10 protein-coding genes are annotated in these 12,108 nt (G+C 64.3%); 3 read left to right on the top strand and 7 right to left on the bottom strand.

Features of this window, described 5'->3' with window-relative positions; all coding sequences use genetic code 11:
- Positions 1-1,047 carry a DUF3592 domain-containing protein gene (locus IT430_03385; GenBank protein ID MCC6906962.1) on the top strand — a complete coding sequence of 349 codons (1,047 nt, stop codon included), beginning with the start codon at positions 1-3 and terminating at the stop codon, positions 1,045-1,047.
- Positions 1,048-1,113: 66 nt separating this feature from the next.
- Here the strand turns inward: IT430_03385 and IT430_03380 are convergent, their stop codons facing one another.
- Entirely contained in the window at positions 1,114-3,333 is a 2,220-nt protein-coding gene (locus IT430_03380; GenBank protein MCC6906961.1) for a protein kinase, read from the bottom strand.
- Between the two features lie 15 nt (positions 3,334-3,348).
- Positions 3,349-3,873, bottom strand: coding sequence for a sigma-70 family RNA polymerase sigma factor (locus tag IT430_03375; protein MCC6906960.1), 525 nt, complete (start codon positions 3,871-3,873; stop codon positions 3,349-3,351).
- 503 nt (positions 3,874-4,376) lie between these two features.
- On the opposite strand from IT430_03375, the gene IT430_03370 reads away from it, so the two are divergent.
- On the top strand, positions 4,377-5,411 hold the full coding sequence (locus IT430_03370; GenBank protein ID MCC6906959.1) for an ABC transporter substrate-binding protein: 1,035 nt from the start codon (positions 4,377-4,379) through the stop codon (positions 5,409-5,411).
- Positions 5,412-5,456: 45 nt separating this feature from the next.
- Here the strand turns inward: IT430_03370 and IT430_03365 are convergent, their stop codons facing one another.
- Entirely contained in the window at positions 5,457-6,935 is a 1,479-nt protein-coding gene (locus IT430_03365; protein MCC6906958.1) for an alpha/beta fold hydrolase, read from the bottom strand.
- A 143-nt stretch (positions 6,936-7,078) separates the two neighbouring features.
- Between IT430_03365 and IT430_03360 the strand changes: the two genes are divergently transcribed.
- The gene (locus tag IT430_03360) at positions 7,079-7,702 is read left to right on the top strand and encodes an RlmE family RNA methyltransferase (protein ID MCC6906957.1); all 624 of its coding nucleotides are present in this window, start codon (positions 7,079-7,081) and stop codon (positions 7,700-7,702) included.
- A 183-nt stretch (positions 7,703-7,885) separates the two neighbouring features.
- Here IT430_03360 and IT430_03355 read toward each other — a convergent pair whose 3' ends face one another.
- The 4 genes from IT430_03355 to IT430_03340 all read right to left on the bottom strand — a co-directional run bounded on the left by IT430_03355 (position 7,886) and on the right by IT430_03340 (position 12,082).
- Complete coding sequence (locus IT430_03355; protein ID MCC6906956.1) at positions 7,886-8,386, bottom strand: hypothetical protein; 501 nt, start codon at positions 8,384-8,386, stop codon at positions 7,886-7,888.
- A gap of 20 nt (positions 8,387-8,406) precedes the next feature.
- Positions 8,407-10,065, bottom strand: coding sequence for an NAD+ synthase (locus tag IT430_03350; GenBank protein ID MCC6906955.1), 1,659 nt, complete (start codon positions 10,063-10,065; stop codon positions 8,407-8,409).
- Positions 10,066-10,137: 72 nt separating this feature from the next.
- A complete protein-coding gene (locus IT430_03345; GenBank protein MCC6906954.1) occupies positions 10,138-10,479 on the bottom strand; it encodes a hypothetical protein in 342 nt (113 codons plus the stop codon).
- Positions 10,480-10,492: 13 nt separating this feature from the next.
- Positions 10,493-12,082 carry a methionine--tRNA ligase gene (locus tag IT430_03340; protein ID MCC6906953.1) on the bottom strand — a complete coding sequence of 530 codons (1,590 nt, stop codon included), beginning with the start codon at positions 12,080-12,082 and terminating at the stop codon, positions 10,493-10,495.
- Positions 12,083-12,108: the final 26 nt, after the last annotated feature.

The following is a 12,108-nucleotide window of genomic DNA, read 5'->3' as shown; positions in this document are numbered from 1 at the left end:
ATGCCCAACACTCCGCTGAACCAGCGCCTGAAGACATTGCTTGGCGCACTGCTCACCGCGACCATCGCAACGGGAGTGATCGGCCCGTTCGACTATTTCTTTCTCGGCTCGATCGTCGGGCAGTTGCGAACCCAAAGCTATCCGACCACCACGGGGACGATTCTGCACAGCAGCGTGGAGACAACTGCCGACTCCGAGGGCGGAAACTCGCACCGCCCGGAGATTACGTTCGCCTACGAGATCGACGGCAAGAATTTCGAGAGCAGTGCGTGGCGACACGGCAACCTCGGCCTCTCCGATCCCTCATATGCCGAAGAGATCGTGGCCCGGTATTCGCCCGGAAGCGAAGTGATCGTCCACTACAACCCCAACCAACCCGACGACGCGGTGCTGAGCACGGAACTCGACTCAAGCGACGCCTTCCTGATGCTGTTCATGACCGTTCCGAACCTGCTCATTGCCGGCGCGTGGGGACTTTTCTGTTACTGGCTGCGCGTATTCATCACCGATCCGCCGGCGGGAGGCGTGAAGATCATCGAACGGCGTGACGAGATCCGCGCTCGCCTGCCGCGCCTGCTTCCGATCGTCGCCTTCGCCGGCGGCGTGATTGGTGTTCCCTTTGTCAGCGTCTTCATCGCCGGCTTCGCGCTGCACATGGCTCCGTCATTCGAATTTGTCTACGGCGTGTGGATCGTCGCGCCCGTTGCGGGCGCAGCCGCATTCGCATGGCAGGCATTCGCACTCTCGCGCGGCGAGGCCGATCTCATCATCAATCGACGCCATCGAACGCTTAGCCTGCCGCCAGTTGGCGACCGGTCCCACCGCCTCGACCTGCCGCTGGATCACGTGAGGGCGGTAAGAGTGCGCGGCGAACTCTCAGCCTCGGGTGAGTCGACGCAGCGTTACTTCGCCGCGCACCTGACAGTCGCATCAGCGGATGGCGCCGGCAGTCGGGATGAATTGGCGGCACGATTCACCACCCGGACCCGGGCAGACGGCTTTTCCGAGTGGCTGCGCGGCCAGGTCGGCCTCCTGCGAGCCGAGTGACGCTCACGGTGCGCCACGGGCGCCACGCCGATCCACCAGAGGCGCTGGATGCCTCCCGGCGTGAATCTACCGGTCATCCTTCTTCGGAGGCCACTCCACAAGCGTGGGCGACTCCTCGGGGAATGCTGATCTCAACTTGCGAAATTCATCATTGGATTGAAGGACGATCCGATCGCCCGTCGCATTCACCTGCAACGACATGCCGACTTGCTTCGATGCATCAAAGTGGATCACCACGCAGGGGCCGCCCGTGCCGGCGCCCGACGGTATGTCGACCATGGGAGAGTTGAACTCCTGCCACCATTCCTCCGGCATGAGCACCTTGTACCACACGAGCGTCTCCGTGATGTTCGGATCCGTGCGCCAGTCGTCGGGCCAGTCGCGTTCGTTGGCCCAGCCAAAACGCCCACCGAGGCGGGGCCGCAGCGCCATGACGACCTTCGGCCACGGCGGCGGATACCCGAAACCGTTTCGCAGAATGTCGGGAATGCCGTGCCGATCACCGGCTGCGATCAGGAGCCCTTCCCGTGCCCACCACCGGACCTGCGCCAGGTGCCCGAAGTGCCACGCTTCAAAGAGCACGTTTCCCCCAAAGTCATACACGCGAATGGCATTGGGAGAGTCGGACACCTGCTCATGGACCACGATGATCTCGTTCCCGGGCACCTCCGGGAACACATCGGCGACAGCAAAGTCGTAGGTGAGGTAACCCTGATCGCTCGACTCGGCCATCTCTTTGACCCGAATGGCGGGTCGCGTTCGAAGCGGGTCATTCCCGGTCGACCAGACCGGCGTGTCGAGATCGTCCGGATCGCACACCCACAGTTGCTGCCCCGTCGAATGCTGACCCGACTTGACGCAGTACAGCGTAACGCGCCCGCCCCCGAAGCGACTCGGCCGGGGCACGATCATCGCTTTCACGCAGTCCGGAGGCTCTTCAGCCCCTCCGAGCGTTTCCAGCTGCGCCCCCAGGCCGCTCTTGAGCCAGGCGGTGTTGTGATTGGCTGAGTACTCATAATGGCTCGGTCGCCGAACGCCGTAATACACAGCCAGGATCGCGGTAGACAGGATGATCACCGCCACCAGCGTCGCGCCCATCGCCGAGGTGAAGATCGGGTGCTTCCCCATCCAGCGCGTCGCCCCGACCCACGCCGATCGCCGCCTCGCCTCGATCGGCTCGCCGTTCAGGTATCGATCGATGTCTTTCTTAAGCGCCTCGGCTGACTGGTAGCGCCGCTCGCGATCCTTCTCCATCGCCTTGGCGACGATGGTCTCGATGTCGCCGCGCAAGCGCCGGTCGATCATGGACAGGGGCTTGGGCGCCGTCCCCTGGATCATCCTCGCCGCCTGCAGAAGGCTCGAACTGCTCGTGTCGTAGGCGACCTGTCCGCTGAGCAGTTCATAGGCGAGGATGCCCAGCGAGTAGACGTCGCTTCGGCTGTCGATGTCGTGCGGATCGCTCTCGCACTGCTCGGGGCTCATGTACTGCACCGTGCCGAGGATCTGACCCATCTGCGTCTGCCGGGACGTGACGGCGACATCCGATTCCGTCACGCGCGCCACTCCGAAGTCGATCACCTTTGGCTCGCCATCGGAATCGACCAGGATGTTCGCTGGCTTGATGTCGCGGTGGATGATGCCCTTCTGGTGCCCGTGATGCACGGCGTCACAGACCTTGACCAAGAGCGCCAGGCGATCGCGTATCGAAAGCCCACGCGCGCTCGCATGGTCGGTAATCGATCGCGCGCCGGGTATGTACTCCAGAGCAAAGTATGGAATCGGCTCACCGCCACTGCGCACCGAGACGTCATTGTGAGTTCCGGCTTCGAAGATCTGAGCGATGTTCGGGTGCCGCAGCCTCGCGAGAATCTGCGCTTCGTCCTGGAAGCGCCGCAGCGCGGATTGCGAGCCCAGCCCCTGCCGCATGACCTTGATCGCCACGATCCGCCGGGGTTGATCCTGCACCGCCTCGTAGACGATGCCCATCCCGCCTCGCGCGATGATGCTCAGCAGCTGATATCGGCCGATGCGAGTTCCCGTCAGTTCCGGCTGGGCCGTATCGAAGTCGCCCGGGTCGGCGAGAATGACTGCGGGAGTATCCAGGAATTCACCGGGACGCCGATGGCTGCTCAGCAGCAGTTGCACCTCGCGGCACAGTTCGTCGTCCCCCTTGCAGGCATTGGCCAGAAACTGACGGCAGTCCTCGTCCTCGAGGTCGATCGCCACCTCAAAGAGTTCGCGCATACGCTGATGGCGCTCCGGAGTCACGGCGTGCCCCTCCACCATTCCAGCATCCTGCTTCTACCTCTTGAGCTCCTGGCGGAGCCACGCTCGCGCAAACGCCCAGTCGCTTTCAACCGTGCGCTTCGAGACCCCCAGCGCTTGCGCCACTTCAGCCATCGTCAGGCCACCAAAGAACCGCATCTCGACGACCTTCGCCTGGCGGGTGCTGAGCTCGGCCAGACGGTCCATGGCTTCGTCAAGGTCTGCCAGGTCGAGATCGGGTTGTCCGAAGTGAACAGCGGAATCGAGTGTGATCTTCCGCAGTTTGCCGCCGCGCTTATCCGCCAGTTTGAGGCGTGCGTGATCGACCAGCACCCGCCGCATGGCCTGCGCGGCGATCTGGAGGAACTCGATGCGGGAGACCTGGTGCACATCGGATCGCCGCGTGATCCGAAGGTAGGCCTCGTTCATCAGGGCGGTGGCCTGGAGGGTGTGGCCGGGCCGCTCGCGGCGCATCAGCGCTTCGGCGAGCAGTCGCACATCCTCGCAGACGGTCTCCCAAAGGGTGTCGACTCCCGAGGTGGATGAACGATTGAGGTTCATCTCGGCTCCTCCGCACAGGGGCGCCGCCCTGTCATGTCTCTCTATCGACGACAACTATACCGACCGTCCAGCCAGATGCCGAGTGCATCAAATAGGCACAACCGGGTATGACTTCGTAAGAAACTCTGCAAAAGGACTGCGGACTCGGGTCCCTTTCTGCGCTGAATCGGGTAAGTGGCGCCTCCGGCCGGGTACTCGACGCGGACCGTTGTTTTGCACTGCACGCGAGTCCCGACCGGAAACTCGTGGCGCACGAGTGGTATGTGGACTTCTCAACCATACTCCATCTGGCGTTGAGAGCGATGCCGGCTTGAGCACGTGTGGCCGGCCCGGCATGGCGCCGTCGAAGTCGATACGAACGCTTTCGGATTCAGAGGCGAGAGTCCCCCCCTTTGCCTCGACAGGCCCGCAGCCGAGCGCTGCGGGTCTGTTTCGTGCGCCAGGATCGGGCCTCCCCGATACTCGGAGCCGATATACTCCCCTCACCAACTGGAGGAGTACCCATGTCCGGCATCACGTTCCGTCATCTGTCGCTCTCTATCGCCGCTTTCGCGCTCGCCGCCGTCGCGCTGCCCGCATGGCGAGCCGCTGAGAATCCCACGGCACTCTCGCCGAGTTCCTCCGCTCCAGAAAACACCATCGAGCAGCCCAGCTCTGCGAAACTCCGCATCGGCATCTCCATCCCCGCCGCGGACCACGGCTGGACGGCCGGGGTCGTGTGGTGGGCCAAGAAGGCCCAGGAACTCTACCCCGAGGTCGATTTCACCCTCGCCACCGCGACCACGCCCCAGAAGCAGATCAGCGACATCGAGAACATGATGGTCAAGGGCATCGACGGCCTCGTCGTGCTCGCCACCGAGAGCGCGCCCATCACGCCCATCGCCAAGCGGGCCCATGAGCGGGGCATCTACATCGTCAACGTCGATCGCGGCTTCCTCGAGCCGGTCGCCGATCTCTTCCTCGAAGGCGACAACAAGGCCTTTGGCCGCAAGAGCGCGCAGTACATGGTCGATCGCCTCGGCGGCAAGGGCAGGATCGTCATCCTCGAAGGCATCCCCTGCACCGTCAACAGCGACCGCGTGAATGCAGCGCTGGAAGTTTTCAAGCAGTATCCCGACATCGAGATCCTCGGCCAGCAGCCGGCGATGTGGAACCGGCAGAAGGGTCTCGAAGTGATGCAGACGTTCCTCGTCAAGCACAAGCAGATCGACGCCGTTTGGGCTCAGGACGACGACATCGCCATGGGCGCCTACAAGGCGATCCGCGAAGCCGGCCGCGAGAAGGAAATGTGGATGCTCGGCGGCGCCGGAATGAAGGAAGTCGTCAAGATGGTCATGGACGGGAACGCCATGTTCCCGGCCGACATCACCTACCCGCCGTCGATGATCGCCACCGGCATTCACATGGCCGTGTCGAACCTGCGCGACGGCCACCGCGAGGCGGTGAGCCAGTTCATGCCGCGCCACCTGATGATCGACGTCGAACTCATTACGCCGGAGAACGCCAAGGGCTACTACTTCCCGGATTCGGTCTATTGAGTCGCAACATCGGTCGCGACGAAACAGTCCCCTGCAAGCGAGATTTCACTGAATCGTCGCCGGCGCGGCCCCGGCATCGGGCGTTCCGCCGAAGCGGGTGTTGATCCAGTTGGCGATCAGTTCGAGCGCTTCGGGCGCGAAGGTCTCCTCGATCTTGCCGTACTCGTCGGGCGAGCCGGTGGTGGCGTGCTGGAAGAGGTGGTTGAGTCCTTCGAGTTCTTTGATGGTGAAGTCCTTGTTGCCCGCTTCAGTGAGGGCTTTGCGGATCTCTTCGAGATTTTCCTTCGGCGGCACCTGGAGATCGAGCGAGCCGTTGATCGCGAGCACCGGGCAAGTAACCTTGCGCAATGCCGGTCGCGGGTCGTAGGTATAGAAGAACTTGAACCACGCCGAATTCATCTGCGCGAGTTGCTGCTCGGCGAGCGCGTTGAGCGTGGCGTCGTCCGCCGCCATGCCCTGCTCTCGCATCAGCGCGACGACCATGTCGATTTTCTCCTGTCTGGGAGCGTCGCTCATGATGCAGGCGAGCGCCTCCTTCTGGGTCTCTTCCATCTCATCGAGTTGTTTATCCGTCAACATGCCGCTGGCCGCCGCGATCAGCCGCGTCTGGAGGCGGAGGATGTCGCTGCCGGGCAGGCCGGTTCCCGCGAGCGTGACGACGAACGCGACGTCGTCGGACTGCGAAGCGGCGAGGGGGCCGACGATGCCGCCCTCGCTGTGGCCCATCACGCCGATGTGCTCGTGATTGATGCGATCGACGGTCTTGAGGTATGCAACGCCGGCGAGCGCATCGCGCGCGAAGCCTTCGCTGGTGGAGTCAGAGACTGAGCCGCTCGTGCCGCCCACGCCGCGATCGTCGCTGCGCAGCACCGCGATGCCGTGTCGCGAGAGATAATCGGCGATGATCCAGAACGGCTGGTGCTGCTTGAGCGATTCATCGCGATCCTGCGGCCCCGAGCCGGTGATCATGACCACCGCCGGGAACGGACCTTCGCCGTCGGGGATGGTGAGCGTGCCGGCGATGGTGATGTCGTCGACCTGGTTGCGATAGGTGACCTCGCGCACTTCGTAGGGGAAGGGCGGCTGCGGCGTCTGCGGCCGGTTGGGCTTTTCCGCCTCGAGTTGCCGGGCGATCTCTTCAGCGCTCTGGCGCTGCAGGTGCATGGGAAAGGTCATGCCGTGCTGCGCGAGTTGACCTTCGGCGCTCTGGCCGGTCTCGTCGATTTTGGCGGTGAAGACAGCGCCGGCCATCTTGAGCGTGAACGCCAGCTCGGTGTCGGTGTAGGTGACATCCGCCATCGGCGCATCCTTGAGTCCCTGCTGGGGGATATCGAGGGTGGCGGTCCACTGCCCGGGCTGGTCGGCGCTGGGGTGGAAGTGCACGATAAGGGCGAGTTGCACACCGCCGGGCAGCGTGATCTCGCCCTTCCAGTGCTCGTCGGGCGCGAGCGCGGCCCGGGACAGCGGGGCGAGAACAAGGACAAGCGTCAGTGCGAGCAGGTGGGAGATGACGCGGCGGGTCATGTGCTGTCTCCTGGAAGAGCGGCGGCGCCGTTGCGGCGCAGCGGTGATGCTTCATGGTACCGGTCGGCCGGCGATGCGACGCGTCCCGGAGGGTGAGCGCTTCGGACACGTCAGGCCGGCGCCGCCTGCGGCTACACTTGGCCATGGCGGCAACGCGCGAAGTGCAGGATCACTACTTTCGGGAAGCCAAACGCCTGGGCTACGTCGCGCGCTCGGCGTTCAAACTCAAGGAAATCCTCGAAAAAAAACGGCTCATCAAGCCCGGCGAGTACGTGCTCGACCTCGGCTGCGCGCCCGGGGCGTGGCTGCAGGTGGCGTGCCAGCACATCGGCCCGGCGGCCAAGGGGGGCCTCGTGCTGGGATTCGATCTCAAACCCGTCCGCCGGCCGCTCAAGTTCTGCGATGAAGCGCTGGTGACGCGCGAGGGCGACGTGTTCAAGATCACGGCGGCGGAGATCCTCAATCTGACGAACCAGCGGCACTTCGATCTCGTCATGTCCGACATGATGGCCTCCACGACCGGACACCACCACAGCGATCACTACCAGTCGATCCATCTGGCCCGGCGGGCGCTGGAGCTGGCGGCCGACGTGCTTCGCTCGGGCGGGTCGTTTGTCGTGAAGGTGTTCGAGGGCGCGGAGTACCCGGCGCTTCTGGACGAGTGCAAAGCGCGCTTCGACAAGGTCAAGGGCTTCAAGCCCAAGGCCTCGCGCAATGAGTCCACCGAGATGTACATCATCGGCGAAGGATTCGTGCCAAGTAGATGAGTGCCGAGGCGCGGGTGCCGGGGTCAAGCGAGGCTCTGGGAGCGCAGGCCACGCGAGCGCGTAAGCGACGGACAGATGAGTTCCGGGCCCGCATCGCGCTTCGGCGTGGCCCGCCGGTTGCAGCCTTCGATCAGACTCAGGCCAGGGAGCCGACCTCCGGACCACGACGCCCGGCCTGAACCGTCAGTGCGCCGGGCTGAGATACCAGTCCGAGCTCTTCTGCTGCCCGTCCACGACTCCTTCGATGCGAGCCCTGATGTCCCCGCTGGGCTGAAGTTCATAGATGATCCGCTGCGGATAGTCGTGTTCGAGATTCTCGAACACCGCGCGCGTCGGGCCGCGCTCGATGGCGCGGAACGGCGTGGCGGGCAGGCGGCCGCCCGGTGCGGCGTAGTAGATCACCTGCGACCCTTCAGCGCTGATGCGCAGGTACTCGACGAAGACCTCTTTGCCGTCCTGAAGCGTTCGACCGATGCCGAAGATGTGCCATCTCGAGGGCGGCATCCAGTGCTCTTCCGTGCGAGAGCCGTCGGGCCGTGCATGCGTTGTCCAGTCGCCGCAAAGCCAATCCAACTCCACGAGCCAGGGGTGAGGCTCGATCTCGCGGATGGCCGAGCGGTGGCATCCTGCGGCGAGGCACGCGAGCAGAGTCAGACTTGCAGAGATGATTCCTGGGCTGGGCATGGCAACTCCGGCTGTTCGAGTCATACGCCGCGCGCCGCGATCGGCATGCGCCAACCACTGCCGAATGCGCGCCCGGTCACTTTCAATCCCACCGGCATCTGCCGCCGCTTGTATTCGTTGCGATCGATCATGCGGCAGACGTTTCGAACGAGATCGGCATCGATCTTCGTCTCTTCGATGATCCGGTCGACATCATCGCAGCGCTCGACGTAGCGCAGGATGATCTCGTCGAGAACGTCGTATGGCGGCAGCGTGTCCTGGTCGGTCTGGTCGGGACGCAGTTCGGCGCTGGGCGCCTTGGTGATGGTGCTCTCGGGGATGGGCGGCTCCGTGAGGCCGCAGCGCTGCGGATGTTCGTTCATCCACCGCGCGAGTTTGTAGACGGTGGTCTTCGGCACATCGGAGATGACGGCCAGGCCGCCGGCCATGTCGCCATAGAGCGTGCAGTAGCCCACCGCCAGTTCGCTCTTGTTGCCGGTGGTGAGCAGCAGGGCGCCGGTCTTGTTGGACAAACTCATGACGACGTTGCCGCGGATGCGGGCCTGGATGTTTTCCTCGGCGACGCCGGGCGGCTGGCCGGTTTCGTCAAAGAGGGGCTTGACGAGTTGCAGCATCGACTCGTGAACCGGCTCGATGGGCAGCAGGTCAAAGCGGATGCCCAGGCGATCCGCCAGGTCGCGTGCATCGTCGATCGACCCAGGCGAGGAGAATCGGCTGGGCATGCCCACGCCGCGCACGGCGTCGGGGCCGAGCGCCGCGCGCGCGATGGCCGCCACGATGGCCGAATCGATCCCGCCGCTGAGCGCCACGATGCTGCCGGCAAAGCCGCACTTGCGCATGTAGTCGCGCACGCCCAGCACGAGCGCATCAAAGAGGTCGGCGAGGTCGTCGGACTCAAAATCGCGGCGCTGATCGGTGGGGAGATCGACGAGCAGCAGATCTTCGGCAAAGCCGCGCGCGGCGGCGATGAGTCCGCCGTCGGAACCGAGCACCATCGAGTAGCCGTCAAAGACGAGATCGTCGTTGCCGCCCACCTGGTTCACCAGCGCGACCGGGCCGTGGAGGCGCGAGGCGATGCGGCCGAAGAGTTGCCTGCGAAACTCGGGCTTGCCGACGACGAACGGCGAAGCCGAGATGTTGATGACCAGTTCGACGCCGCAGCCCAGCAGGTCGGAGACGGTGTCCTCGGCGTAGAGGCGGCGCTGGAAGATGGTTTCGTCGTTCCAGAAATCCTCGCACACGGCCAGGCCGATGAGCCGGCCGCGATGCTCGAACACGCCCGCCTGCCGGCCGGGGTCGAAGTAGCGCGACTCGTCGAAGACGTCGTAGGTCGGCAGCAGTCGCTTGTCGTACCAGAGTTCGATGCGCCCGCTGCGACACAGCGCAGCGCTGTTGTGCAGGCCCCGGCCCGTCGGGCTCGTATGAGACCGCGGCGAGCCGATGATGGCGGCGATGTCGGTGCAGTCGGCGGCGATGTCGCGCACGGCTTGTTCGCATCGGGCGACCAGGCCGCGCTTGAGCAGCAGGTCCTTGGGCGGATAGCCGAGGATGGCCAGTTCGGGCACGGCGACGATCTCGGCGCCGGCGCGGCGGGCGGAGTCGATGGCGGCGGTGATGAGCCGCGCATTGCCCTCGATGTCGCCGACGGTCGGGTTGATCTGCGCCAGGCCGATCTTCATGGCCGGATCATATCAGCCAGCCTGCGGGCACAAAGCACGGGAGTTCAACCCAGTGGTGCCATGGCGCGTCGACTACACGCTGGCCCAGGCTGCGAGCTGGTATCGCACGCAGAGCCAGATCCCGACCAGTACCTCGACACACCCAATCGCCGCCAGCCACCAGTCGAGCGATCGCCAACGCGGGGTGCTCCACCACTCGTAAAAGAAGCAATACATCGCGAAATACCCGATGAAACACACTGGGTACGCGGCGCAAGGCAGCAGGGACAGCGCCCACATGCCGCGCATTGGATTCTCCCGCCAATTCAACAACAGGATGGCAAAGGCCAGGAACACCGTGGACACCGTCTGCATGCCAACGTGGGCGGCAGTCATCATCAGAAGCGACTTACTGCCGAACCTCGGCTTGGGCATCGGTGAACCCCCGCTAGGCTGTTGGCTCAGCGTACCGCGGAAACAGCGCATCACCCTTGGTCAGCGTGGTCCCAGGCTTGAGTCCGCCCCAGGCGCACAAGTCGCGCAGGGTGCCGCTGGACGGATCGATCGTCTGGCCGAGCATCCGCCACGCCTGCTCGATCTTGTTGGGCAGGGCGCACCAGAGCAGCATGGATGCGATGCGCAGCGCTTCGGCGCACTGGTAGAGCACGGCGGCGAGTTCAGCGCGCTTGCTCTCATCCTTGGCCATCGTGAACGGCCGGGTTGCGTCGATGAACGCATCGACCTGGCGCACGAGCCCTAGCGCCGCATCCATCGCTTCGCTCAGTTCGAGGCGGCCCATCGCGGTGGTCATGCGATCGACGGCCGTGCGCGTGATACCCGGCCAGTCGAATCCATCGACGGTGTGCGCACCCGGCTCGGGCACGCGGCCGTCGAAATACTTGCTGATCATGTTCACGACGCGGCTGATCGAGTTGCCCAGCGTGTTGGCGAGATCGCTGTTGTAGACGTCGATGAATTTGGCGCGGGCGAAGTCGGTGTCGGTCGAGCCAAGCGGCCCCTGGGTGATGAGAAACCAGCGGAAGGCGTCGAGGCTGAACGAGTCGATGTAGCCTTGAATCGTGGGCAGGTCGATGAAGTTGCCCAGGCTCTTGCTCATCTTGCGCCCTTCGCTGATCCAGAAACTGTGGGCGTAAATGCAGCGCGGCAACGGGAAGTCGAGAGCCATGAGCATCGCCGGCCAGAAGATGGCATGGAAGAAGAGAATCTCCTTGCCGATCACGTGGTAGTCGGCAGGCCAGAATCGAGCGCGGTCGCGGGGCACGAGATCGGTCTCGCCCGGCTCCAGGCCGAGCCCGAGCGCGGTGACGTAGTTCGAGAGCGCATCGAGCCAGACCCAGAGGACGTGCTTGTCCTGGCCGGGAATGGGAATGCCCCATGTGAAACTCGTGCGCGTCACGGGCACATCCTGCAGCCCGTCGCGCAGGCGGCCGAGCATTTCGTTGCGCCGCGCTTCGGGGCGCACGAATTCAGGCTGGTCGCGGTACAGCTGCTCGAGGCGCTGCTGGTAGGCGCTCAGGCGAAAGAAGTAATTGTCTTCGCGCATGCGCACGAGGGGTTTACCTGAGACGGCGGACTTGTAGTCCTGATCCTTGGCGCGGGTGTCGGGGACGAATTCTTCCTGCCCCTCGTCGTACCAGCCTTCGTACTGCCCGAGGTAGATATCACCGCTGGCGATGAGGCGCTGGACGAAGCGCTCGACCTGCAGAGTGTGGCGGGTCTGGGTGGTGCGGATGAAGTCGTCGTTGGTGAAATCGAGCATCTGCAGGACGCGCTGGAACTGAGCGGCGTTCCTGTCAGCCAGCTCCAGCGGCGTGACGCCCTGATCGGCGGCGGATTTCTCGACCTTCACGCCGTGCTCGTCGGTGCCGGTAAGGAAAAAGACGTCAAGGCCGAGGAAACGGTGGAAGCGGGCGGCGACGTCGCAGACGGTCGTGGTGTAGGAATGGCCGATGTGGGGCCGGTCGTTGACGTAGTAAATCGGGGTCGTGATGTAGAAAGTGCGTCGCGAGGCGCTCATGATCGTTCCGTGGGGCGAGTGAGGGC

The sequence above is a fragment of the Phycisphaerales bacterium genome, assembly GCA_020852515.1.
In the GTDB taxonomy this organism is placed as follows: Bacteria; Planctomycetota; Phycisphaerae; order Phycisphaerales; family UBA5793; genus UBA5793.
This window is presented reverse-complemented; position numbering and strand designations above follow the sequence as displayed.

Excerpts from the sequence above, each read along its gene's own strand:
- IT430_03380 (MCC6906961.1), bottom strand. The coding sequence starts at position 3,333 with ATGGTGGAGGGGCACGCCGTGACTCCGGAGCGCCATCAGCGTATGCGC.
- IT430_03340 (MCC6906953.1), bottom strand. The coding sequence starts at position 12,082 with ATGAGCGCCTCGCGACGCACTTTCTACATCACGACCCCGATTTACTAC.
- IT430_03370 (MCC6906959.1), top strand. The coding sequence starts at position 4,377 with ATGTCCGGCATCACGTTCCGTCATCTGTCGCTCTCTATCGCCGCTTTC.
- IT430_03360 (MCC6906957.1), top strand. The coding sequence starts at position 7,079 with ATGGCGGCAACGCGCGAAGTGCAGGATCACTACTTTCGGGAAGCCAAA.
- IT430_03345 (MCC6906954.1), bottom strand. The coding sequence starts at position 10,479 with ATGCCCAAGCCGAGGTTCGGCAGTAAGTCGCTTCTGATGATGACTGCC.
- IT430_03355 (MCC6906956.1), bottom strand. The coding sequence starts at position 8,386 with ATGCCCAGCCCAGGAATCATCTCTGCAAGTCTGACTCTGCTCGCGTGC.
- IT430_03385 (MCC6906962.1), top strand. The coding sequence starts at position 1 with ATGCCCAACACTCCGCTGAACCAGCGCCTGAAGACATTGCTTGGCGCA.
- IT430_03365 (MCC6906958.1), bottom strand. The coding sequence starts at position 6,935 with ATGACCCGCCGCGTCATCTCCCACCTGCTCGCACTGACGCTTGTCCTT.
- IT430_03375 (MCC6906960.1), bottom strand. The coding sequence starts at position 3,873 with ATGAACCTCAATCGTTCATCCACCTCGGGAGTCGACACCCTTTGGGAG.
- IT430_03350 (MCC6906955.1), bottom strand. The coding sequence starts at position 10,065 with ATGAAGATCGGCCTGGCGCAGATCAACCCGACCGTCGGCGACATCGAG.